We start from the raw sequence: 22455 nt of genomic DNA, 5'->3' as shown, positions 1-22455 counted from the left end.
GGATGGGCGTTCAGTCGAACATAGGGCTGGCTTTTTGAACGTAAAAGCGGGACATGTTCTCAGCCACGCTCAAGGGCATCGCCCGCGGTGTGCTAGCCATGCGCGGTTCACCCTCCGTCGCGGCCTGTCAGTTCGAACCGACCGTCGGCGACGTGGACGCCAACGTCGCGGCCATCGAGCGCGCCGTCGAATCACTCCCCGAGTCTGTCGCGGTCGCCGTCCTCCCCGAGCTCTGCGTGACCGGCTACGCGCTCGACGTGGCCGAGGAACTGGGCGCGCCCGTGCCAGGGCCGCTGACCGACCGGCTCGTCCCCATCGCGAGCGAGCACGACGTGACGCTCGTCGCGGGCGTCCCCGAGCGTGATGGCGACGCGCTCTACAATAGCCTCGTCGTGGTCGACGGGGACGGTGTTCAGGGAACCTACCGGAAGCAACGCCCCTGGGGCGACGAAGCCGACGTGTTCGCGACCGGCGACGGCCCGACCACGGTCGAGACGCGGGTCGGGACCCTCGGCCTCGCGCTGTGTTACGACCTCAACTTCCCCGAGTTGGGGCTCGACTACGCCCGCGAGGGCTGTGACGTACTCGCCGTCTCGGCCGCGTGGCGCACGAGCTACCGGGCGGACTGGCGATTGCTCTTGCGTGCGCGTGCGCTCGATGGACCATACTACGCCGTCGGCTCGAACCACGTCGGCGACCAGCGCGGCCGCGACCACGCCGGCGGGAGCCTGATCGCGGACCCGACGGGGACGGTCCTGTCGGAGACGACAGCCGGCGCTGGGCACGCGGTAGCGACCGTCGAGAAAGGGCGGTTAGAAACGGGACGGGACCGCAATCCCGTCCGGGCGAGCCGGGGCTGGGAGTAACGAAACCCGGGTTACAGTTCGTCTTCGTCCGGGAAGCCGTCGTACTCCGTGATGTCGACGCCGTCGGCGGTGACCTCACAGAGGACGAGCCCGTTACCGGAGCCGGTGTCACGCTCGGCGGCGGAGCGGACCGCACGCGCGGCGGCGCGCTTGGCCTCGGGCATGGTGATGTCCTCGTGCCACTCGCCTTCGAGCAGGCCGTAGGCGACCATCATACCGGAGCCGGTGACGGTGTAGTCGTCCTCCATGACGCCGCCGGCCGGGTCGATGGAGTAGACGTGGCTGCCCTCTTCGTCGACCCCACCGATGATGGGGTTGATGGCGAAGAACGGGCCGCCGCGGGCGAAGTTCCCGGCGAGCGTCGCGAGGGCGGGGATGCTGATGTCCTCGCCGCGACGGGTCTCGTAGAGGTTGACCTCCGCGCGGAGCGAGCGGATGAACGACTGGGCCCCACCGACGCTGCCGACCAGCGTCATCGCGGCCGTCGGGTGGATCTGCTCGACCTTCACGACGTTCTTGTTCGAGACGAAGCGGCCGCCGAGGCTGGCACGGCGGTCGGTCGCGATGAGGACGCCATCGTCGGTCGCGATGCCGACGGTGGTCGTTCCGGTCTTGTTGACAGTGTCCTCGTCTCGCTTCTCGTCTTTCCACTCAGCGTTGCCGAGTTCGGGTTCGTAGGGGTTGGTGTTCTCGAGTTTCATTCGTCCTCACCCTCCGCGAGGAGGTCGAGTTCGGTCAGTCGGTCGGCGATCTCGTCCGTCTCCAGGGTCCGGTAGGTGCCGGTCTCGGCGTCGATGGTCGAGATGGCGAGCCCTTCCGGCGGGAAGCCCTCCTCGTCGCCGGGGGTGGCGAGCGCCTCGATGGCGAGGTCGATGCCACCCTCCAGGCCGAGTTCCTCGGAGTAGTTGTCCTCGAGGTGGCTCTGGATCTCTTCGCGGTTGCCACCGATGGCGATGGCCTTCCACTCGTAGGGGGTCCCCGAGGGGTCGGTCTCGAACAGGCGCGGCGTGCCGTTCTCGACACCGCCGACGAGCAGCGCGACGCCGAACGGGCGTGCGCCACCGGTCTGGGTGTACTGCTGGATGTGGTCGGTGACCGCCTTGGTGAGCGTCTCGACACCGATGCTCTCGTTGTACCGGAGCTGGTTGACCTGTGCTTCACGGCGTGCGACGTCGATGAGCTGGCGAGCGTCGGCGACGTGGCCGGCCGACGCGAGGCCGATGTGGTCGTCGACCTTGTGGAGCTTCTCGACGGAGTCGCGCTCCATGAGGGGCGAGCGGCTGCGACGCTCGGCTGCCAGGACGACACCGTCCGGTGTTCGGACGCCGACACTTGCACTCCCGCGTTTTACCGCTTCGCGGGCGTACTCGACTTGGTACAGACGACCGTCCGGGGAGAAGATGGTGATACCCCGGTCGTACGCCTGCTGCTGACTTTGACCTTGCATAGTGAGCCCTTACCTGAGGTAAGTATCCGCTTTTTAAGTACCTTTTGTATGCCCCTCCGTTTTCCGACAAAACCGAGGGACTGCACTGCGTACTCGCACCAAGTACTCCCAGACCCATAACGACTCCGCACTCGGCAAGCCGACGGGGGGCACAGCGAGCTATCGGCGTGCGGATTCAGACAGGATAGGACCCCTCGCTCAGGCCGGGTCGGCGGTCTTTCGCAACGCGACCGCGATGACGACGAGGCCAGCCGCGGTCGCGGCCGCCTGGGCACTGAATCCGAGTGCCGCCGCGGTCGGTGCGAGGCCCAGGACCACACCGGCGATGGCGGCCCCGAGCGTGATGCAGGCGAAGCCGACGGCCAGCGACCGGAGACTGCTCGCCCCGGTCCGCCGTCCCGCGCGCCGGGCGAGGGTGGTGAGATACGTACCGACGAGTATCGTGGTCGCTTGCGCGGCCACGAGTGCTGTATCGAGTGGGGTCATCCGAATCCCCATCCGGATGGTACGCCCTCCCACGGGGTAAAACACGGCCGGGGTTCCCAGTTCTCGAAAACTGGCGGAGCCAGTTTCTCGTGGTGGCCGACGATGGCGAACATGTTCACTGGGCTTGCAGCGGCCGAGAACCGGCTTTTCGGTTGATATGGGTCCACCCACAACGACCGAATGAGGAGAGGACCAATGACCGACGACCACACCAGACGACACGTGCTGCGGACGGCTGCAGTCGGCGGAATCGGCCTCGCCCTGGCAGGCTGCCTGGGTGGCAACAGTTCGGGGACGAAGACGGCGGCCGACGACGACTCGGGTGGCGCAGGCGGCGGTGGCGCGGACACGACCGCTGGCGACGACTCGAAGGAGTCCGGCGGGAGCAGTGGGAGTTCGGACGCCGACGTCACCATCGAGGTCGGCCCCGGCGGCCAGTTCAAGTACAAGCCGGAGAACCCGACGGTGAAGAAGGGCGAGACGGTCGAGTGGGTCTGGAAGTCGAACCAGCACAACATCGTCGTCTCCAGCCAGCCCGACGGTGCCGGCTGGGAGGGCACGGAGGGCGGCGAGTCGAAGCTCTTCGACGAAGGCTACCGGTACACCCACACGTTCGAGACGGCAGGGACCTACGAGTACTACTGCTCGCCGCACAAGAGCGTCGGGATGGAAGCGAAGGTGACGGTCGAATAACGCGGTCGTAATCGAGGGACACAACCATGTCAGAGCATACCCCCAGTGCCGACAGTAGCGACCCAGAAAGCGTGGTCGAACAGTACGAACAGCAACTCGAGGACGTGCTCGCGGAGGTCGAGACGGAGACGCCACGCGACGACGAGGACGGCCTCGCCGTCGAACTCGCCGGCCTCGAACTCGACCGCCGGGACTTCATCAAGGCGGGAGCGGTCGCCGGGGCGATGTCCGCGACGGCCGGCTGTGCGGGTGGCATCCTCGACAACGGCGGGTCAGGGACCAGCAGCCCGAAGGCGGCAAGCTCCAAGCCGGACCACCTCGTGCCCCCGGGCGAACACGACGAGTACTACGGGTTCTGGTCCGGCGGTCACTCCGGCGAGATCCGCGTCCTGGGTATCCCGTCGATGCGGGAGCTGACGCGTATCCCCGTGTTCAACACGGAAGGTGCCCGGGGCTACGGCTACGACGACCAGACGAGCGAGATGCTGGAGGAGGCCGGCGACTACACCTGGGGTGACAACCACCACCCGAACCTCTCGGAGACCGGCGGCGACTACGACGGCGAGTACCTGTTCGTCAACGACAAGGCGAACGGCCGCATCGCGCGAGTGAACCTGAAGTACTTCGAGACGGACGCCATCACGGACGTACCGAACGTCCAGTCCGTCCACGGGACGACCGTCCTCAGCCCGGACACGAAGTACGTCTTCGGGAACGGCGAGTTCCGGACTCCGTTGCCCAACGACGGCCGGGACGTCCACAACCCGGAGAAGTACACCAGCCTGTTCAGCGCCGTCGACCCCGACTCGATGGAGACGAAGTGGCAGGTCAAAGTCGACGGCAACCTCGACATCTGTGACTCCGGCAAGGAGGGCCGCTGGGTCATCTCCTCGGCGTACAACTCCGAGGAGGCGGTCGGTATCAAGGGCATGACCCACGACGACCGCGACTTCGTGAAGGCGTTCGACATCCCGGCCATCGAGAAAGCGGTCGAACAGGGCACGTACGAGGAGGTCAACGGCGTCCCCGTCGTGGACGGGACGAAGAGCAGCTCGCTGAACTCGGGCGACCGCCCCATCGTGAAGTACATCCCGACGCCGAAGAGCCCGCACTGCGTCGAGGTCGAGCCGAACGGCAAGTACGCGATGATCGCCGGCAAGCTCTCGCCGACGGTCACCATCCTCGACCTCCAGAAACTCGGCGAGGTCTCGGACCCGGCGAAGGCCGTCGTCGGCCGGCCGAAGGTCGGCCTCGGACCGCTGCACACCACCTTCGACGGCAACGGCCACGCCTACACCAGCCTGTTCATCGACTCGCAGGTCGCGAAGTGGGACATCCAGAAAGCCATCGAGGCCGAGAAGGGCTCGGAAGACCCCGTCCTCGAGAAGATAGACGTCCACTACAACCCCGGGCACATCCAGGCGCTGGAGGCGATGACGACCGACCCGGACGGCGAGTGGCTCGTCAGCCTGAACAAGCTCTCGAAGGACCGGTTCCTCCCGGTCGGGCCCATCCACCCCGACAACGACCAGCTCATCCACATCGGCCAGGGTGAGAAGGAGATGGAACTGGTCGCTGACCACCCGGCCTACCCCGAACCGCACGACTGCGTGTTCGCACACCGGGACAAGCTCGACCCCGCGACCACCTGGGACAGGGAGGACTACGCCGGCGAGAAACCGTACATCAGCGAGAAGCAGTCCGGCGTCGAGCGCACCGGCGAGCAGCGCGTCCACGTGAAGTCCTCGGTGAAGCGCTCCGAGTACGGCCTGCAGGAGTTCACCGTGAAGGAGGGCGACGAGGTCCGGCTCACCCTCACCAACATCGAGGACGTCCGGGACGTCATCCACGGGGTCGCCATCCCCGAGCACGACGTGAACCTCGCCATCGCGCCCCAGGACACCCGCGAGGTCACCTTCACCGCCGACGAGCCCGGCGTCTACTGGGTCTACTGTACGTACTTCTGCAGCGCGCTCCACCTGGAGATGCGCTCGCGGATGATCGTCGAACCGCGCGACTGACCACACACGGACGAGCAGCACACTATCCCCCGTTTCCAGACGCCAACCCGGAAGTGAGAGACCATGCAACTGCCCACGCCCGACGATTTTCGTGAACTCAGGCGCACGCTGCCGGCGATAGCCGCGGTGCTCCTGGTCGCCGCGCTGGCGTTCCCGATGTGGACCATCAGCGTCCAGGCCGTGCAGTACCCCGACACCGTGTTGCACCTGCAGCTGTACGCGTACCCCCACATCAGCGGCGACTACGTCGAGATGGCCCGGCTCAACAAGTACATCGGGTTCTACTACCCGGACCCGGTGTACTGGAGCCCGAACTACCAGCCGAAGCCGGACGCGGTGAACGTCCCCGAGTGGTCGCTCGGGCCGCTGGCGTTCGTCGGCGTCGCGGCGGCCGGCGCGTTCGTCGCACTCGCCCCCGACGAGGAGCGCTTGCGCCGCGGCCTGCGCTGGCAGCTCGTCGGCACCGTCGCGGTGTTCGGCGTGATGCTCGCCGACATCAAGTACCGGCTCTACCAGACCGGGCACAGCCTCGACCCGGACGCGCCCGTCATGGGCGTCTCCGGGTTCACCCCGCCGCTGTGGGGGAAGTACGAGGTCGCGAACATCACGAGCTACTCCCGGCTCGGCCTCGGTGCCTACCTGGCGACGTGCTCGGTCGGCCTGCTGGTCGTGGCGTTCTACTACCGCGACACGCCGGTGACGTTCGGCGACCTGCCGGGCCGACTCCGGAACCTGCCCGGTGCCATCCGGGAGCGACTCTCCGGCAGCAGCGACGAGGACGAGCTGCTGGAGTCGGAGGACCGGGACGAGCCAGCCGACCGCGACGACCGGAACCAGCCACCCGGCCACGTCGGAGGTGACTGACCATGCGCGAGGTCCGGGAGTACGGTATCGTCGCGGTCGCGCTCGTGGTCGTGCTGGCGGCCGCCGGCATCGCGGTCGCCGGGCCGGCAGCCAGCGCCGCGAGCACTGTCGACACCAGCGCTGGAAGCGCGAGTAGCGACGACGGCCGACAGGTCGCCTTCGACCCGGCAGTCCCGCGCGAACTCTCGTTCGAGGCACCCACCGAGGACGGCGTCGCTCGCGTCGGCGGCCAGGAGTTTGACACGCTCCGGGCGGCACTCGATGCGGCCGACCCTGGCGACGTGGTCCGCGTCGAGGGCCGGTTCGACGAGACCGTCACGGTCACGACGCCGAACGTCACCATCCGCGGGGCCGGACCGGACCGCGCCCTGCTCCACGGTGACGGCGAGGGCGACGTGCTCACCATCGACGCGCCGAACGTCACGGTGTCGGGCGTCTGGGTCCGCAACTCGGGCTGGAAGACCAGCGAGAACGACGCGGCCATCTGGGTCGACGGCCGGAGCGTCACCGTCCGGGACAGCCGGGTGACGAACACGACCTTCGGCGTCTGGGTCAACGGAACCGAAGACGTGCGGGTCCTCGACAACACCATCGTCGGGCGCGAATCCATCGAGTCGCTCACCGACCGGGGGAACGGCATCCAGCTCTGGCGCGCGACCGGTGCGGTCGTCAAGGACAACCGAATCACCGACGTCCGTGACGGCGTCTACTACTCGTGGGCGTCGGCGGTCGTCGCCACCGGGAACACCATGTGGGACCTCCGGTACGGGGTCCACTACATGTACTCCGACCACTGCGTGCTGCGGAACAACACCGCGTTCGACAACGACGCTGGCTACGCGCTGATGATCTCGGAGTACCTGCGAATCGAGAACAACACCGCGGTGAACAACACCGGCCAGAGCGGCCACGGCATCATGGTCAAGTCCATCGACCACAGCGTGCTCCGGGGGAACGAGGTGGTCGGGAACGGGCAGGGCCTGTTCGTGTACAACTCGCTGAACAACACCATCACGCACAACCTGGTGATGGAGAACCGGGTCGGCGTCCACCTCTCGGCTGGAAGCGTCCGCGAGCGCGTCCACCACAACAGCTTCGTCGAGAACGACCGGCCGGTGAAGGCGGTCGTCGGCGAGCAGGTCGCCTGGAACAGCTCGCGCGAGGGCAACTACTGGTCGGCCGCGACCACCGCCGACACCGACCAGGACGGGGTGAGCGAGACGCGCTACCAGCCGGCCGGGCTGGTCGAACACCTCGTCGCACAGCACCCCGAAGCCGCAGTCTTCACCGACTCGCCCGCGTTCGCGGTGGTCCGCACGGCCGAGCGCTCGGTGCCCGTCATCGAGGCCCCGGGCGTCGTGGACCAGCACCCGCTCGTCCGGCCACCCCACGACAACTGGAGGCGATACTATGACGACGATGATTGACGTGACCAACGTCCGGCAGACGTACGGTTCGGTGACCGCACTCGACGGCGTCTCGCTGTCGGTCGACCGCGGCGAGACGTTCGGGCTCGTCGGCACCAACGGGGCCGGCAAGACCACCCTGTTCCGCCTGCTGGTCGGGCACGAGACGCCCGACGACGGCGAGGTACAGGTCGCCGGTTACGGGGCCGACGCGGGCGTCGAGCGCCGCCGGCACGTCGGGTTCCTGCCCGAGGACGCCGGCTTCGAGCCGCGCCTGACCGGGCGCGAGGTGCTGACCTACTACGCCCGCCTCCGGGACGTGCCGGCCGACGAGCGCGACCACCAGGTCCAGCGGGTGCTCGCGACGGTCGGGCTGGCCGACGCCGCCGACCGCGAGGTGGCGGGGTACTCCAACGGGATGACCCGCCGCCTCGGCCTCGGGACGACCCTGCTCACCCGGCCCGACGTGCTCCTGCTGGACGAGCCGACCGCCGGCCTCGACCCCGAGGGCGTCGCGGACTTCCACGACGTGGTCCGGTCCATCGCCGAGACGGACATGACCGTCGTCCTGACGAGTCACGACCTGCGCGAGGTCGAGGCACTGTGCGACCGCGCGACCATCCTCCGCGACGGCCACGAGGTCGCCACCGGGCCCGTCGCGGAGCTTCGCAACGCGGTCGCAGCCAAGACGACCGTGACCTGCCGGCTCGCGTCCGACGCCGACCCCGCGCCGGCGGTCGAGGCTGTCACGAATCTCGACGGCGTCGAGCCGACCCTCGAGAACGCCACCGACCGACTGGTCGTCACCTGCCCGCGGGGCGACGAGGGTGCAGTCCTCGACGCCATCCGCGACGCGGTCGACGTGGCCGCGTTCGAGGTCAGCGGTCCCGCGTTCGCCGACGTCTTCCGCCAGCACGTCGCGGACGACCGGCCCGCGAACGAGGTCTTCGCGGAGAACGGGGGTGAGGCGGCATGACGGCGGACCGCGAGCATCTGGACGACGAGGGCGACCATCGCCCCGACGACGAAAGCGACCCCCGCCCCGATGGCGGCACGACGACGGCCGCCTCGACCGCGGCGAAACTCGGCGGGCGCTCCCCGTCGCTCCCCGCGCTCGATGGCCTCGGCCACGTCCTGACGCTGGCCGACCGCGAGTATCGCACCCTGTCTCGGTCGCGCTGGCCGGTCGGGCTCGCAGCCCTGTTCGCGGTGGTCTCCCTCGCGGTCGCGGCCGCCAGCGGCTCCGGTGCGGGGACCGGGAGAGCCAGTGCGGTCGTCGTCTCGCTGGCCGAGTTCTCGGTGTACCTCGTCCCGCTCGCGGCGCTGGCGTTCGGCTACGCCGCGGTCGTCGGGCTGGCCGAGCGCGGCACGCTCGACATGCTGTTCGCGCTCCCGGTCCGCCGGTCGCGGGTGCTGCTCGGGACGTACCTCGGACGGGCGCTCGGGTTGGTCGCCGCGCTCGCCGTCGGGTTCGGCTTCGGCGGCGCGCTACTGTTCCGGTTCGTCGGCGTCTCTGGAACCGGCCCCTACGCGAGGTTCCTGCTCGCGGCGGTCGGTGCGGGGCTCGCGTTCCTGGCCATCGCGGTGCTGGTCTCGACGCTGGCCCGCGAGAAGACCCATGCGCTGGGCGGCGTCCTGCTGGCGTGGGTCTGGTTCGTCTTCGCGCACGACTTGCTCGCGCTCTCGGCGGTCGTGTTCGCGGACCCGCCCGAGCTGGTCGTCACCGCACTCGTGCTGGCGAACCCGGCGGACTGCTTCCGGGTGCTCGTCCTCTCGGGCGTCCAGACGACCGGGGGCGGCGTCGGGGCCGCACTGGCGAGTTCGTCGCTCTCGCCGGCACTGGCCGCGCTCGGGCTGCTGGCGTGGATCGTGCTGCCGCTGGCCGGTTCGGTGAAAGCCGCGGAGCGGGTCTACGGGCGGAGGTAATAAGGAATAACGATTTCTCAGCAGCAGTAGATGAACGGGTACATCAGCGCAACCCGGTCGCCTACTTCTAGTTCCGTATCGAGCCCGTCGAGGTGCTCGTTGAACCGGCCGTTCACACAGATTCTTGCGTAGCGCCGGCTCTGCTCGCCTTCCGGGTTCTTCCGCCAGGTTCCGGGGAGGTCCTCGGCGCGGGGGACCCAGCCCCGGTGGGTCGACTCCGTCTCGCTCTCTGCGATGAGCAGGTCGGCCACGTCGTACTCGGCCAGGAACGCGTCGAGGAACTCGCGGAGCGTGTCGCCCTCGAAGGTGTACTCCATGCGGGGCTGGCCGACGGCCTCGCGGACGTGGCCGGTGCACTTCACGTCGACCGTCGTGGTCGCGGTGCTCGGTGCCGATTCCTCCAGGCGATGACCAGTCGAGACCATACCAGAGAGTAGCGCGAGCAGGCAGATAAGGACTGTCGCGAACATTTACGCCTGCAGCGTGTCACATAGTTGTATGGACGACCGTACCCACGAGCCCGCCCACAGCATCTGTCCGTTCTGCGGGGTCGGCTGCGGCATCGAGTACGCCCCCGCCTCGGGGAAGGCGACCGGCTGGCGCGGCCCGGTCAACCGGAAGGGCGAGGTGTGTCCGAAGGGGGTCGCCGCCTACGACGCGGTCACGAGCGACGAGCGCCTGACGGAACCCCTCATTCGCGGGGACGACAGCAACCTCCACCCGGCGAGCTGGGACGAGGCGTTCGACCGTATCGAGCGGGAGTTCACCGAGGCCCGCGACCAGCACGGACCAGATTCGTGCTACTTCATCGCCTCCTCGAACTGCACGAACGAGGAGAACTACCTGCTCCAGAAGGTCGCCCGGGTGTTCGGTACCAACAACGTCGACAACTGCGCCCGGCTCTGTCACTCCTCGACGGTCGCCGCGATGAGTTCGCGCTTCGGCGCGGGCGCGATGACGAACACCCTGGACGATCTCATGGAAGCAGATTGCTTCCTCGTCGTGGGCGCGAACCCGGCGGTGAACCACCCGGTCATCTTCCGGTCGTACCTCCTGCCAGCCATCAAGCAGGGCACGACGATGATACACGTCGACCCGCGGGCGACCGAGACCACGCAGGCCGCCGAGCACCACCTGCCGGTGAAACCGGGGTACGACATCCCGCTGCTGAACGCGATGGCTGCCGTCATCGTCGAGGAGGGGCTGGTCGACGCCGCCTTCGTCACCGAGCGGACCACCGAGTTCGGCCCGCTCAAACAGTTCCTCGCCGAGGTCGACGTGGATTCGGCGGCCGAACAGGCAGGCGTCGACCCCGAGGACCTCAGAACTGCGGCGCGGGCCTACGGCGAGGCCGACGCGGCCGCCATCTTCACCGGGATGGGGATGAGCCAGCACCACTGCGGGACCGCCAACGTCCACGCCCTGCTCAACCTCGCGCTCCTGACCGGGAACGTCGGTAAGCGAGGGGCCGGCGTGAACCCGCTCCGGGGTCAGAACAACGTGCAGGGCGCGGGTGACGTGGGTGCGCTCCCGTCGGTCCTGCCCGGCTATCGCCCCGTCACCGACGCCGACGCCCGCGCCGCCATCGCGGAGGAGTGGGGTGTCGAACCGGCTGCGATTCCAGCGGCACCCGGACTGACCGAGGTCGAGGCGACCCACGAGATGGGCGAGTCGGTCCACGCCTGCTACGTCTTCGGGGAGAATCCAGCCGTGACAGAACCGAACCAGGCTCGCGTCCGCGAGAAGCTCCAAGAGTGCTTCCTCGTCGTCCACGACATCTTCCCGAGCGAGACGACCGAGTTCGCCGACGTGGTCCTCCCCGGGAGTTCGTGGGCCGAGAAGGACGGAACCGTCACGAACACCGACCGGCAGGTCATGCGGATGCGCCCGAACACGACCACGCCCGGCGAGGCCCGCACCGACCTCGCCATCATCCAGGAGCTCGGCCGCAGGCTCACCGACGACCCCTTCGAGTACGACAGTCCAGCGCAGGTCTTCACGGAACTCACCCGCGTCGCACCAATCTACGGCGGGATGCGGTACGACGACATCGGCGACGGGAGCCTGCGCTGGCCGTTCCCCGCAGGCGCGGATGCTGGGACCGACGTGCTCCACGTCGACCGGTTCGAGAACGGGTCCAGAACCGCCGACTTCCGGGTGGTCGAACACGTCGCCCCGGCGGACCCCGTCACGGAGGACGACCTCGTGCTCACCACGGGCCGCGTCATCGAACACTTCAACAGCGGCGCGGTCACCCGCCGGTCCGACACCCTCACGCGCCTCCGGGCCGCCGGCACGCTCCAGATACACCCCGAGGACGCCGAATCGAGGGGTATCGAGGACGGCGAACCCGTCCACGTCGAGAACGACCGGGGCTCGCTCACCGTGGCCGCCGAGGTGACGCCGGCCATCCGCCGTGGGACGGTATTCATGACGTTCCACGACGATGACCCACTCGTGAACGTGCTCACCGGCGACACCCTGGACCCCGAGGCGAAGATTCCCGAATACAAGCACAGCGCGGTCCGCGTGGAGGTCGAACCGTGCAACTGACGGAGGCGGTCCCGAGCGAGGGCACGGTCTGCGTGGTCGGCGCGGGCGGGAAGAAGTCGCTCCTCTACACCCTCGCACGCGACCTGCACGAGGCGGTCGTCACCGCCACGGTCCGAATCCCCATCTTCGACGGGCACGTCGGCCGCGTCGTGGCGACCGAGGACCCGGTGGCCGCGCTCGCCGACGCCGGCGACGAGGACTGGCCGCTCGGTCTCGTCCTCGAACAGGAACGCGAGGACCGCTACCGCGGCTACGACACGGCGACGGTCGCCGAACTCTCCGAGGCGGCCGACGTGCCGGTCCTCGTGAAGGCCGACGGTGCTCGCGGGAAGTTGTTCAAGGCACCCGGTGACCTGGAGCCGGCCATTCCCGAGAACGCGGACGCGGTCTGCCCCGTCGTGAGCGTCCAGATCGTCGGGCAGGCGCTCTCGGACCTCGTCGTCCACCGGCCCGAGTCCGTCGTCGACATCACCAACATGCGTATCGGGGGCGTCATCAAGACCCGGCACGTCGCAGAGGTGCTGACAGACCCCGAGGGCGGCCTGAAGAACGTGCCCGAGGACGCCACCGTGGTTCCCGTGTTGAACATGGTCGACGACGACGACCTCGAAGCGACCGCCCGGCAGATCGCCGCGGAGATCCACGACCGGAGCGACCGAATCGACCGCGTGGTCCTGACGTGTCTCGCGGACGAGGACAACCCTGTCATCGACGTCATCTAGCGAAGTTCGGACGCTTCGTTCACGTCGGTGAAGGTGGCCATGTCGGGCACCGCGTCCTCCGCTATCTCTTCGATGTCCAGCCCGTCGAGCGCCGCGAGAATCCGTGCGTCGTCCCCACCGAGAACCCGCTCGCAGGCGGCCTGCATCGCATCGGTGCGGTACACCGCCTGCGTCGTCTGGAACCAGCCGTCGTCGGTCCGGACCAGCGCGCCATCAGCTCCGGCTGCCCGCTCGAACAGCAGGTCGAGAAATCCAGAATCGACCAGTGGCATGTCGCAGGCGACGACCGCGGTGTAGGGCGCGCGAATCGCTCGCAGGCCCGCCCAGATACCAGCCATCGGCCCCCGGTCCGGCACCGGGTCGACCGCGAGCGCGACCCGCGGGTAGCCCGAGAGTGCGGCCCGGAGCGCCGGCACCTGTTCGGCCCGGCAGTTCACGACCACCCCGTCGGTCACCTCGCCCACCCGACGAACCACCCGGCGGACCATCGGCTCCCCGTCGTAGTCGGCGACGGCCTTGTCACCCTCGCCGAAGCGCGTCGAGAAGCCGCCGGCGAGGACGAGGCCGGCCCGTGTCCCGGTCATGCCCCCGACTGCGAGAGCCAGCCCCAAATAGCCGCCGGGGGAACCGACTTGCCCCCTCCCGGCGTAGAGTCACCTATGGAACACGTCGAGTACGTCTACACGTTCGGCATGGAGCCCGACGAGGTCGAGCGCCGCCTCACCGAGCAGGGCCACGGGACCCTCGCCCTTGCCGACGAGGGCGACGCCTACGCGATTCCCATCTCCTATCACTACGACGCCGAGGACGAGCGCATCCTCGTCCGGCTCGCCGAGCACGAGGGCAGCGACAAGATGCACTACGCCGAGACGACCACCACCGCGACGCTGGTGCTCTACGGCTCGCCCGAGAGCGACGAGTCCTGGAGCATCGTCGTCAGAGGGGGCCTGACGCCGGCAGACGACCTGACCGATGCCGAGATCAACGAACTGTACCAGCCGATTCGCGTCTTCGGCGAGGACGTCGCCGAACTCGAACCGACCTTCTGGGCGCTGCACCCCGACGAGATAACGGGCCGTCGGACCGGCGACGTCGGTGAGGAGTGACCAGTAGACCTCAGTACGTGAACGTCCCTCACAGGGCTCGCAGACCGACCAGAACAGTTATCCGAACGATTGAGAAAGCGTTCAGATATGACCGAGACCGAGCGGCTGGAACGACTCATCGCCGACCAGGTGGGCGAGTGTTGTGCCGAGGACGTGGACGCCCGCGTCGCCGAACTGGACGAGCTTCGAACCGCAGCGGTCCTCGACCGGACCGACGAGCACGTCGCCGTGTTCGGGGCGCTCTCGAACGAGACGCGCTACCGCATCGTGCGCCTGCTGGCCGCGGCCGACGGCGAGCTCTGTGTCTGCGAGTTCGACCCGCTGCTCGACGTGAGCGAGAGCGCCATCAGCCACGCCCTCTCGGACCTCACCAGCGCCGGGCTGGTCGACCGCCGCAAGGACGGGAAGTGGCGCTACTACCGCAGTACCGAGCGAGCCGAGGCATTGCTCGACGTGCTCGACGACACGGAGGGTGAGCGATGACGACGCTCGGGTTCGTCTGCGTGCAGAACGCCGGGCGCAGCCAGATGGCGACCGCCTTCGCCGAGCGCGAACGCGACGAGCGCGGCCTCGACTGGGACATCGTCACCGGCGGGACCCTCCCGGCCGACCACGTCCACGAGGAGGTCGTCGACTCGATGCGCGAACTCGGCATCGACCTCTCGGACCGGACGCCGCGCGAGGTCTCCGACGAGGAACTCGAATCATGCGACGTGGTGGCGACGATGGGCTGTTCGACCCTGTCGCTGGACACCGACGTCGACGTCCGCGACTGGGACCTCACCGACCCCGACGGGAAGTCACCCGAGGAGGTCGCCGAGATTCGCGACGAGATAGAGGGACGCGTGACAGCCCTGTTCGACGAGGTCCAGCATGGCGGTCAGTGACCTCTGGGCGCTCGAACTCCTGCTGGCGGCGTTCGCCGGCGGCGTCTTCGGCGCGTCGGTCGGCGCGCTCCCCGCGTTCACCGTCACCGGCGTCCTCGTGGTGGTCGGCGAGCTGTACGACCTCGGCCGCGAGACCCTCGCGACCGGCGCACCGGAGCTGGCGCTGACCGGGAGCGTCGCCTTCGGGCCGGTGTTCGGCCCGCACGTCAGCTTCGGCGGCGGTGCGGCTGCGGTCGCCTACGCCGCCAAGAAGGGCTACATCGACACGGGGTTCGACTACCACGAGGCGAAGAACGTCACCCGCGGGCTCGGGACGAAGGTCGACGTGCTGCTCGTCGGCGGCGTTTTCGGCGTGGCGGGCCACCTGCTGAAGACGATCTCCGCGCTCGCCATGCCGTGGGACCCGGTCGCCTTCGGCGTGGTCGCCTCGGCGCTGTTGCACCGGGCCGTCTTCGGCTACTCACTGTTCGGCACCAGGAGCGGGTTCCTCGACATGTCGCCCTTCGAGCGCGGCGAGACACGCTTCATCGCGGACGGCGGAGAGGAACGCCACGCCGTCGAGCCGTGGCTCCCCTACCAGTACAAGTGGGCCGGCGTCTCCCTCCTCGGGCTGGCCTTCGGTGCGCTCGGCGCGTACCTCACGTACATGACCGCGAGCGTCTTCCTCGGCTTCGGCGTGAGCGTCCTGCTGCTCGTCTACGTGAACAGTGACGTGGCGCAGATACCGGTCACCCACCACATGACGCTCCCCGCCGGGTTCGCGGTCGTGGCGGCCGCTGGCGGCGGGGTCGCCACGCCGACGGCACTCGCGGCGGCGCTCCCGCTCTGGCAGGCCGTCGTGCTCGGTGCCGGTACCGGGCTGTTCGGCGCGCTCGCCGGCGAGGTCAGCCAGCGCGTGCTGTACGCTCACGCCGACACCCACCTCGACCCGCCCGCGGCGAGCATCGTCGTGACGACCCTCGTGGTCAGCCTCCTCGCCATGACGCCGATCCTCGGCGACCCGAACGTCCTCCCGGACCCGTCGTGGCTGAACTGAGACCGCTACCCCTTTTGACGACCGGGCGGTAACACCGGGCAATGAGCGACCGTGGGAAGATCGACCGCGACTTTTTCGACCAGTACATCTACCCGAACCTGGGTGCCGAACGAGACGACGTGGCGGTCGGCCCGCGCCACGGTGTCGACTTCGGCGTGCTGGACGCCGGTGGGACCGCGGTCGTGACCGCCACGGACCCCATCTCCATCCTCCCCGACCTCGGGTGGGAGCGCGCCGCCAGATTCGCGCTCGGCGTCGTCCTCGCGGACGTGGCCGTCTCGGGGATTCCACCGAGTCACCTCGCCATCGAGTTCTCGCTGCCGCCGGAGATGACCGATGAGGCGTTCGCGGCGGTGTGGACGACGATGGACGAGGAACTCGACGCACTCGGGACCTCGGTGCTGACCGGCCACACCGCCCGCTATCACGGCTGCTCGTTCCCGTGGGTCGGCGGGGCGACGGTCATGGGCGTGGGCGACCACGACGAGGTGATCCGGCCGGACGGTGCTCGACCGGGTGACCATCTGCTGATAACCCACGGTCCTGCGGTCGAGGCCGCGGCGCTGTTCGCGAATCTGTACCCCGACCAGCTCCAGGACGCCGGCGCAGATGTCGACCTCGACACCCTCGCCGACCGCCTCCCCGAAACCGGCCACGTCAGAGATGCGCTGCTCGCGGCTGCGTCAGGGCCAGTGACGGCGATGCACGACGCGACCGAGTGCGGCCTCCACGGCGCGCTGGTCGAACTCGCCGAGACCGCCGGCGTCGCCATCGAGTTCGACCCCGAGGCGGTGCCGGTTGCCGACGACGTGCGAGCGGTCTGTGATGCTCTCGACATGGACCCCCGGGCGTCGACCACCTCCGGCACGCTCCTCATCGCGGTCCGTCCCGAGGGCGTCGACGACGTGCTCGCGGCGCTCCGGGAGCGCGGAACACCCGTCGCCGACGCTGGTCGGATTCGTGCCGGAACGGGTGTCTCCGTCGACGGTGAGCACCTCAGCCACCCAGAAGAGGACCCAGCGTGGCGGGCGTACGCCGAGTTGGCAGCGGCTGCAGACGGTAGTGACGACTAGCTCGCCACGTCGACCAAACGACGACCGTCGAGCCGCGGAATCACGTCCCGACTCGACAGCGACATCGCGTACTCGCGGACGTCACTGCTTCGAACCTCGTTCTTGTCCGGGTAGTTCGGCCCCTTCGCGTACTCCAGCTGGTCCCGGAAGAGCTCGGCTTCGACCGGCTCGAGCGGGACGCCGGCGAGGTGTCGCCCCACGAGCAATGCCCCGATGGTGTCCTCGGTCGCCGGCTGGCCGTCCTTGCCGGCGGCGAGCAGGTGTACCGGACCGTCGACCGATCGGAGGTGCTGCCCCAGCGCGGCCGCGTTCGTCGTCGACCCGACGTAGACGCTCGCGCCGTCGGTCCCGAGCAGCCGGTCGATGGCGCGGCCGCCGTTCGAAGAGGTCATCGCCACGGGTCGGCCAGCCACGTCGAGGGACTGGACGTAGCTCGGCGAATTGAAGAAGTCGTAGCCGTCGGCCGGCTCGTAGGTCGGTGTGGTCCCACCACCGATACACGCGTCCGGGTTCGCCTCGCGGAAGGCGAACTCGTCGCCGCGCTCTTCGGTGATGTGGACGTACTCGGCCCCATTGGCCAGGAGTTCCACCACCGTGGTCGAGAAGTGCATCACGTCGATGACGACGTAGTGCCCCGGCTCCGGGTCCGGCGGGAGGTCTTCGATGCGTTCGAGAAGTCGGTCCGTCAGGTAGTCACCCCACTCGGTGCTGCCACCAATCACGAGCGTTCTCTGGCTTTCGGGCCTAATGAAGGTGTCCCCAGACGCAGTCGGACTGACAGGCTCTGGAATCGTGGCGAACAGGCGGCGAGATGGCAGCAGGGGATTCCCCGGCGGGTCGCCGCACAACCGCGAGACGCCGAGGGGCAGTTCTCAGGTGATACCGGGACTGGCCCCGGCTTCCGGTTTGAACCCTCGGTCACTGGTCGGCAGCGACGGCCCGCAACTGTGTCAGCACCCACGCCAGCACGAGGAAGGTACTCCCGAGCGCAGCGACCCAGACCGCCCACTCGACGAGGACGGCCTGGTTCGCGGTCATCGCGGCCTGGGGGACGCGCTGGGAGAGCGCCCAGACGTGCCGGACGACCTGGACGAACGCCACGAGGCCGAGCGCGCTGCCGGCGAGCAGCAGTTTGGTCTTCGTGTCCACGAGCGTCACTCGGTCCGGGATGGCTTCAACGCGTGGGCCGGCCGGCAGGTCACGTCGAGCCGCCACCGGCGAACCGTAAACCATCACCCGCCGACGCGAGACGGTCCTATCGATGGCCCCGTCGCTCCCTGCATCGAGCGTGGTCCGGTACTACCTGTACAAGGCCACCAAGGCGGTCGAGTTCTACCGCCCGGTGATGTACCTCTACTTCCTCTCGCAGGGGCTGACCTTCACGCAGATCGCCGCACTCGAGGCGGTCTACAACCTCACGACCGTGGTCGGCGAGGTTCCCACTGGCTACGTCGGTGACCGGGTCGGCCGCCGGAACAGCCTCCTCCTCGGGACCAGCGTCATCGCGGCGACGCTCGTCGGCCTCGGCTTCGCCGAGACGTTCCCCGCGTTCCTCGGCCTGTACGCCCTGTGGTCGCTGGGGTACACGTTCCGGTCGGGGAGCGAGGACGCGTGGCTGTACGACACCCTGACGGTCGAACTCTCCGAGGACGCCTTCGCCCGGGTTCGCGGTCGGGGCGAGTCGATGGCACTGCTGGTCGGCGTGGTCGGTGCCGTGGTCGGGGGCTACCTCGGCAGCGTCGACCTGCGGTACCCCTTCTGGGTCGCGGCCGGCCTCACGGCGGTCGGTATCCCGGTACTCCTCTCGATGCCCGAACCCGAGTCGGTCGAGGGTGCTGGCGGTGACGTGCTGTCCGTTCGGCGCGCGCTGGGCATCATCCGCGGGGCACTCACGCGCCGACGGCTCCGGGCGTTCGTCCTGTACTACTACGTCCTGTTCGCGGCCGTGCTCTACCTCGTGTTCATCTTCGTCCAGCCCATCTTCGAGACGGTCACGCTCGACCTCGGCCTCGCGCAGGCGCAGGTCGAACAGGCGCTTGGCTGGTACTACGCCGGCATCAGCCTCGTCGGCGCGGCCCTGAGCTACAACGCCGGGGCCATCGAGGAGCACGTCGGTCTCCGGACGTGGTTCCTCGTCCTCCCGCTGGGGGTGGGTGCCGCGCTGGGAGCGATGTGGGCCGTCCCGGTTCTCGCGCTCCCCGTGCTCCTGCTGGTTCGCGGTGTCGCGGACACGACGGCGACGCTCGCCAGCCAGTACGTCAACGACCGCATCGAATCGACCGGGCGCGCGACGGTCCTCAGCGCGATGGCGATGGTGAGCGCGGTGACCGTCGTCCCCTTCCAGCTCGGCAGCGGCGTGCTCTCGGACGCCGTCTCCCCGCTGTTCGCACTGGCGGTCGCCGGCGGGGTACTGGCGGTCGGGTCGGTCGTCGTGTGGCTGTGGGAAGCGCCAATCGCGTCGGCCTGACCCAGAGATATTCTATATGCTGTCACATCCAATCACCCACCAGTAACCCCCTAACCGTCGAGAAACGTGCTTTCGACAATAACCCCTAGAGAAACCATATATTCTCACTCGCCGTATCGTACAACTGGGGATTTTCCATGGCAACCAACGACTCCCAACTCATCGACCGGTACAGCGAGATCATCCGCGACGTCGTCGACGGCATCAACGACCAGGACCTCACAGGCTTCGAGGACTACTTCGCGGACGACCTGGAGACCGAGATTCCGTACGGCTGGAGCGGCGACTACGCATCGGGCTACGACGAGTTCGAAGCGATGCTCGAGGACTACTTCATGGCGTTCCCGGACTTCACCATCGAAGCCGAGTCCTTCACCGCCAGTGGCGACTGGACGTTCACCTGGCTCTCGTTCGCGGGCACCCACGAGGGGAGCTTCTGGGGGTTCGAACCCACCGAGAAGTCCTTCGCGACCAGCGGCTTCTGGATCAACCGCTTCGAGGACGAGACCATCGTCGAGAGCTTCGGCTGGTTCGACCTGTTCGACCTGCTGACCCAGCTCGGGTACGAGTTCTCCTTCGACGACTGAGCCGGAACACCAACGACTTTTATCACTCGGTTGTATCACTCGTGTATGAACCAGCGAGAGCCAGCCCCGACCGAGCGCCCGGTCGGGCTCACCATCGCCGGCAGCGACTCGGGCGGGGGTGCCGGCATCCAGGCAGACATCCAGACCATGGCGGCCCACGACGTGTTCGCCACCAGCGCGGTCACGAGCGTGACGGCCCAGCACACCCGTGGCGTGACCGCCAGCACCGTCCTCGACCCGGAGGACGTGACCGCACAGCTCGACGCCGTGTTCGACGACTTCGCCGTCGGGGCGGCGAAGACCGGGATGCTCGGCACCGAACCGGTCGTCCGGGCCGTCGCGGACCGGCTCGCGGAGGCGGACCTGCCGGTCGTGGTCGACCCCGTCATGGTCGCGACCTCGGGCGACCGACTGCTCAGCGACGGCGCTGAAGCGGCGTACGAAGCGCTCATCTCGGAGGCAGCACTCGTGACGCCGAACACTGACGAGGCAGCCGTCCTGACGGGTATCGAACCGACCGACGAGGCGAGCGCCCAGCAAGCAGGCGAAGCACTGGTCGAGCTGGGCGCGGACGCCGCGCTCGTCACCGGCGGCCATCTCCCGGGCGACGATATCGTGGACGTGCTCGTGACGCGCGAGGGCGTCGAGACCATCCGCCACAGCCGCATCTCCGGCGCGGCGACCCACGGTTCCGGCTGCACCCTCTCTGCGGCGGTCACGGCGAATCTGGCCCGTGGCTTCGAGATGGAAACCGCCGTCCGCGAGGCCATCGCGTTCGTCGAACGCGCCCTCCGCTACTACCAGAACGTCGGCGAGGGACCGGGCGCAGTCCATCACATGGTCGGAGTCCGCAACGATGCGGCGGCCAGCGCAACCCTCCAGGCGGTCGAGTCGGTGGTCGACGAACTGGTCGCGGCCGACGTCTCCGCGCTCGTCCCGGAGGTCGGGATGAACGTCGTCGGCGCGCTCCCCTTCGCAGAGACCACCGACGAGGTCGCCGCCGTCGACGGCCGAATCACCCGGCTCCACGGAGGTGTGCGACCGAACGGCGGCGTCCGGTTCGGTGCCTCCAGCCACGTCGCGCGCTTCCTGCTCGCCGCCCGTGAGGAGGCGACCGACCTGCGATTCGCGGCCAATTGCCGGCTTGACGACGACGTGGAGGCTGCGCTCGAGGGGCTGGACTGGCGGGTCGCGGCGTACGACCGCGACGCGCAGCCGGAGCCAGACGAAGAAGGGAACACGATGCAGTGGGGGGCCAGACAGGTGTTCGGTGCCGCCGCCGAAGACGACCGCCCGGTGGCGGTCCTCGACCACGGCGCACTCGGGAAGGAGCCGATGTGCAAGGTCGTCGCGCCGACGCCGGAGACACTCGTCGACCGGGTGCTCGGACTGCACGACGCGCTGGACGACACGCTGGGCGAGTAGTAGCTCAGGCCCGGTCGACAGATTCGACGGCGTCGACCAGGTCGTCCAGGTCGTCGACCGCGTCGGTGAGCGTTCCGGCAAGGTCGTCACGGCGCTCACAGGCGGCGACGTACGTCTCCTCGCGGTCCAGTTCGAGCTGGGAGAGTTTCGATTCCAGCAGGTCGAGCGTCGCGACCAGCGAGAGCAGGGCTCGCACGTCGTCGTCGTACTCGGCGAGACGAAGCTGCAGGTCGATGGCAGCGTGCAGCGTCTCGCTATCGACGGGTTTGCAGAGGTAGTCGTCGAAGTCGAGGTCCACGATGTCGACGACCGGGTCCACCGCGGTCACCAGGATGACACGACACGGGGCGTCGCGTTCCCGGAGTTCGGCGAGGACCTCGTCGCCGGACATGTCGGGCATTCGGCGGTCGAGAACGATGACGTCGAAGTCCTCCGCGACCTCCAGGGCATCGGCGCCGTTGTACGCCACGTCCGTCTCGTACCACTCTGCCAGTCGCAACGCGTACGCGTCTGCCACCGCCTCCTCGTCGTCGACCACGAGGACGCGTGCTCCATCGGCTCCCATACTACCTGCCCGTACGACCTGATAGCGGATAGTTCTCCCGGGGACCACCGCCCGAGAGCGGCTCAGAGCTTCGCCGTCGCGAGCAGGAACGTCACGAGGACCATCGAGAGCGCGACCGCAGCGCTCTGCAGGAGGGCGATACCCAGGTCGACCCGGAACACGACACCCATGCCGAGAGTGACGAGGAACCCGAAGACGGCGTAGACGAGCGCCCGGACGAGTCGGTTCGGGTCAGCAGCCATACAGACACCCGCGCCCCACGGTGTGAAAGTTCCTTCGGCAACCGCGGCCCGGCGGGCCGAACCCGCAGGGTTTTACCGCGCCT

26 protein-coding genes are annotated in these 22455 nt (G+C 68.5%); 17 read left to right on the top strand and 9 right to left on the bottom strand.

Features of this window, described 5'->3' with window-relative positions:
- The first annotated feature begins 53 nt into the window (after positions 1-53).
- Complete coding sequence (locus tag N6C22_RS06030; RefSeq protein ID WP_261650148.1) at positions 54-866, top strand: carbon-nitrogen hydrolase family protein; 813 nt, start codon at positions 54-56, stop codon at positions 864-866.
- Positions 867-877: 11 nt separating this feature from the next.
- Here the strand turns inward: N6C22_RS06030 and psmB are convergent, their stop codons facing one another.
- The 3 genes from psmB to N6C22_RS06015 form a co-directional block, all read right to left on the bottom strand.
- Positions 878-1567 carry an archaeal proteasome endopeptidase complex subunit beta gene (psmB, locus tag N6C22_RS06025; RefSeq protein ID WP_261650147.1) on the bottom strand — a complete coding sequence of 230 codons (690 nt, stop codon included), beginning with the start codon at positions 1565-1567 and terminating at the stop codon, positions 878-880.
- Positions 1564-2313 carry an archaeal proteasome endopeptidase complex subunit alpha gene (gene psmA, locus N6C22_RS06020; protein ID WP_261650145.1) on the bottom strand — a complete coding sequence of 250 codons (750 nt, stop codon included), beginning with the start codon at positions 2311-2313 and terminating at the stop codon, positions 1564-1566. Before psmA ends, psmB begins: the two co-directional genes overlap by 4 nt.
- A gap of 198 nt (positions 2314-2511) precedes the next feature.
- A complete protein-coding gene (locus N6C22_RS06015) occupies positions 2512-2832 on the bottom strand; it encodes a hypothetical protein (RefSeq protein WP_261650143.1) in 321 nt (106 codons plus the stop codon).
- Between the two features lie 162 nt (positions 2833-2994).
- Between N6C22_RS06015 and N6C22_RS06010 the strand changes: the two genes are divergently transcribed.
- The 6 genes from N6C22_RS06010 to N6C22_RS05985 all read left to right on the top strand — a co-directional run bounded on the left by N6C22_RS06010 (position 2995) and on the right by N6C22_RS05985 (position 9709).
- A complete protein-coding gene (locus N6C22_RS06010; RefSeq protein ID WP_261650141.1) occupies positions 2995-3492 on the top strand; it encodes a plastocyanin/azurin family copper-binding protein in 498 nt (165 codons plus the stop codon).
- A 26-nt stretch (positions 3493-3518) separates the two neighbouring features.
- The gene (gene nosZ, locus N6C22_RS06005; RefSeq protein ID WP_261650139.1) at positions 3519-5513 is read left to right on the top strand and encodes a TAT-dependent nitrous-oxide reductase; all 1995 of its coding nucleotides are present in this window, start codon (positions 3519-3521) and stop codon (positions 5511-5513) included.
- A 63-nt stretch (positions 5514-5576) separates the two neighbouring features.
- Positions 5577-6377: a hypothetical protein gene (locus tag N6C22_RS06000; RefSeq protein ID WP_261650138.1), complete on the top strand. Its 801-nt coding sequence runs from the start codon at positions 5577-5579 to the stop codon at positions 6375-6377.
- Between the two features lie 2 nt (positions 6378-6379).
- Positions 6380-7804 (top strand): nitrous oxide reductase family maturation protein NosD, encoded by a 1425-nt coding sequence (nosD, locus tag N6C22_RS05995; RefSeq protein WP_261650136.1) that lies wholly within the window; start codon positions 6380-6382, stop codon positions 7802-7804.
- Positions 7788-8759: an ABC transporter ATP-binding protein gene (locus N6C22_RS05990; protein ID WP_261650132.1), complete on the top strand. Its 972-nt coding sequence runs from the start codon at positions 7788-7790 to the stop codon at positions 8757-8759. The genes nosD and N6C22_RS05990 overlap by 17 nt, the downstream gene beginning before the upstream one ends.
- Positions 8756-9709, top strand: a complete 954-nt coding sequence (locus tag N6C22_RS05985) for an ABC transporter permease (protein ID WP_261650130.1) — start codon at positions 8756-8758, stop codon at positions 9707-9709. The genes N6C22_RS05990 and N6C22_RS05985 overlap by 4 nt, the downstream gene beginning before the upstream one ends.
- Positions 9710-9726: 17 nt before the next feature.
- Here the strand turns inward: N6C22_RS05985 and N6C22_RS05980 are convergent, their stop codons facing one another.
- Positions 9727-10134: a MoaD/ThiS family protein gene (locus N6C22_RS05980; RefSeq protein ID WP_261650129.1), complete on the bottom strand. Its 408-nt coding sequence runs from the start codon at positions 10132-10134 to the stop codon at positions 9727-9729.
- A 73-nt stretch (positions 10135-10207) separates the two neighbouring features.
- Between N6C22_RS05980 and fdhF the strand changes: the two genes are divergently transcribed.
- Both fdhF and yqeC read left to right on the top strand, forming a co-directional pair.
- The gene (gene fdhF / locus N6C22_RS05975; RefSeq protein ID WP_261650128.1) at positions 10208-12262 is read left to right on the top strand and encodes a formate dehydrogenase subunit alpha; all 2055 of its coding nucleotides are present in this window, start codon (positions 10208-10210) and stop codon (positions 12260-12262) included.
- Entirely contained in the window at positions 12253-12984 is a 732-nt protein-coding gene (gene yqeC / locus N6C22_RS05970; protein ID WP_261650127.1) for a selenium cofactor biosynthesis protein YqeC, read from the top strand. Before fdhF ends, yqeC begins: the two co-directional genes overlap by 10 nt.
- Here yqeC and N6C22_RS05965 read toward each other — a convergent pair.
- On the bottom strand, positions 12981-13568 hold the full coding sequence (locus N6C22_RS05965) for a molybdenum cofactor guanylyltransferase (RefSeq protein WP_261650125.1): 588 nt from the start codon (positions 13566-13568) through the stop codon (positions 12981-12983). The two genes, yqeC and N6C22_RS05965, sit on opposite strands and share 4 nt — an antisense overlap.
- A gap of 75 nt (positions 13569-13643) precedes the next feature.
- Between N6C22_RS05965 and N6C22_RS05960 the strand changes: the two genes are divergently transcribed.
- The 5 genes from N6C22_RS05960 (at position 13644) to N6C22_RS05940 (ending at position 17086) form a co-directional block, all read left to right on the top strand.
- Entirely contained in the window at positions 13644-14090 is a 447-nt protein-coding gene (locus N6C22_RS05960; protein ID WP_261650123.1) for a pyridoxamine 5'-phosphate oxidase family protein, read from the top strand.
- Positions 14091-14177: 87 nt separating this feature from the next.
- Positions 14178-14573 carry a helix-turn-helix transcriptional regulator gene (locus N6C22_RS05955; RefSeq protein WP_261650121.1) on the top strand — a complete coding sequence of 132 codons (396 nt, stop codon included), beginning with the start codon at positions 14178-14180 and terminating at the stop codon, positions 14571-14573.
- A complete protein-coding gene (locus N6C22_RS05950; RefSeq protein ID WP_261650119.1) occupies positions 14570-14977 on the top strand; it encodes a low molecular weight phosphatase family protein in 408 nt (135 codons plus the stop codon). Before N6C22_RS05955 ends, N6C22_RS05950 begins: the two co-directional genes overlap by 4 nt.
- A complete protein-coding gene (locus N6C22_RS05945) occupies positions 14964-16013 on the top strand; it encodes a hypothetical protein (RefSeq protein WP_261650118.1) in 1050 nt (349 codons plus the stop codon). The genes N6C22_RS05950 and N6C22_RS05945 overlap by 14 nt, the downstream gene beginning before the upstream one ends.
- 41 nt (positions 16014-16054) lie before the next feature.
- A complete protein-coding gene (locus tag N6C22_RS05940; protein WP_261650116.1) occupies positions 16055-17086 on the top strand; it encodes an AIR synthase family protein in 1032 nt (343 codons plus the stop codon).
- Here the strand turns inward: N6C22_RS05940 and N6C22_RS05935 are convergent.
- Together N6C22_RS05935 and N6C22_RS05930 are read right to left on the bottom strand one after the other, a co-directional pair.
- Positions 17083-17808: a 2-phosphosulfolactate phosphatase gene (locus N6C22_RS05935; protein ID WP_261650114.1), complete on the bottom strand. Its 726-nt coding sequence runs from the start codon at positions 17806-17808 to the stop codon at positions 17083-17085. The genes N6C22_RS05940 and N6C22_RS05935 overlap by 4 nt on opposite strands.
- A gap of 196 nt (positions 17809-18004) precedes the next feature.
- The gene (locus tag N6C22_RS05930; protein WP_261650111.1) at positions 18005-18319 is read right to left on the bottom strand and encodes a hypothetical protein; all 315 of its coding nucleotides are present in this window, start codon (positions 18317-18319) and stop codon (positions 18005-18007) included.
- A gap of 28 nt (positions 18320-18347) precedes the next feature.
- On the opposite strand from N6C22_RS05930, the gene N6C22_RS05925 reads away from it, so the two are divergent.
- From N6C22_RS05925 to thiD, 3 genes are all read left to right on the top strand, one after another.
- Complete coding sequence (locus N6C22_RS05925; RefSeq protein ID WP_261650108.1) at positions 18348-19553, top strand: MFS transporter; 1206 nt, start codon at positions 18348-18350, stop codon at positions 19551-19553.
- A 137-nt stretch (positions 19554-19690) separates the two neighbouring features.
- Positions 19691-20140, top strand: coding sequence for an ester cyclase (locus tag N6C22_RS05920; protein ID WP_261650106.1), 450 nt, complete (start codon positions 19691-19693; stop codon positions 20138-20140).
- 45 nt (positions 20141-20185) lie between these two features.
- The gene (gene thiD, locus N6C22_RS05915) at positions 20186-21565 is read left to right on the top strand and encodes a bifunctional hydroxymethylpyrimidine kinase/phosphomethylpyrimidine kinase (RefSeq protein ID WP_261650104.1); all 1380 of its coding nucleotides are present in this window, start codon (positions 20186-20188) and stop codon (positions 21563-21565) included.
- Between the two features lie 4 nt (positions 21566-21569).
- On the opposite strand, the gene N6C22_RS05910 is transcribed toward thiD, so the two are convergent.
- Together N6C22_RS05910 and N6C22_RS05905 are read right to left on the bottom strand one after the other, a co-directional pair.
- Positions 21570-22130: a response regulator transcription factor gene (locus tag N6C22_RS05910; RefSeq protein WP_261650103.1), complete on the bottom strand. Its 561-nt coding sequence runs from the start codon at positions 22128-22130 to the stop codon at positions 21570-21572.
- Positions 22131-22192: 62 nt separating this feature from the next.
- Complete coding sequence (locus N6C22_RS05905) at positions 22193-22372, bottom strand: hypothetical protein (RefSeq protein WP_261650102.1); 180 nt, start codon at positions 22370-22372, stop codon at positions 22193-22195.
- Positions 22373-22455: the final 83 nt, after the last annotated feature.

The organism is Haloarchaeobius sp. HME9146, from assembly GCF_025399835.1.
In the GTDB taxonomy this organism is placed as follows: Archaea; Halobacteriota; Halobacteria; order Halobacteriales; family Natrialbaceae; genus Haloarchaeobius.
This window is presented reverse-complemented; position numbering and strand designations above follow the sequence as displayed.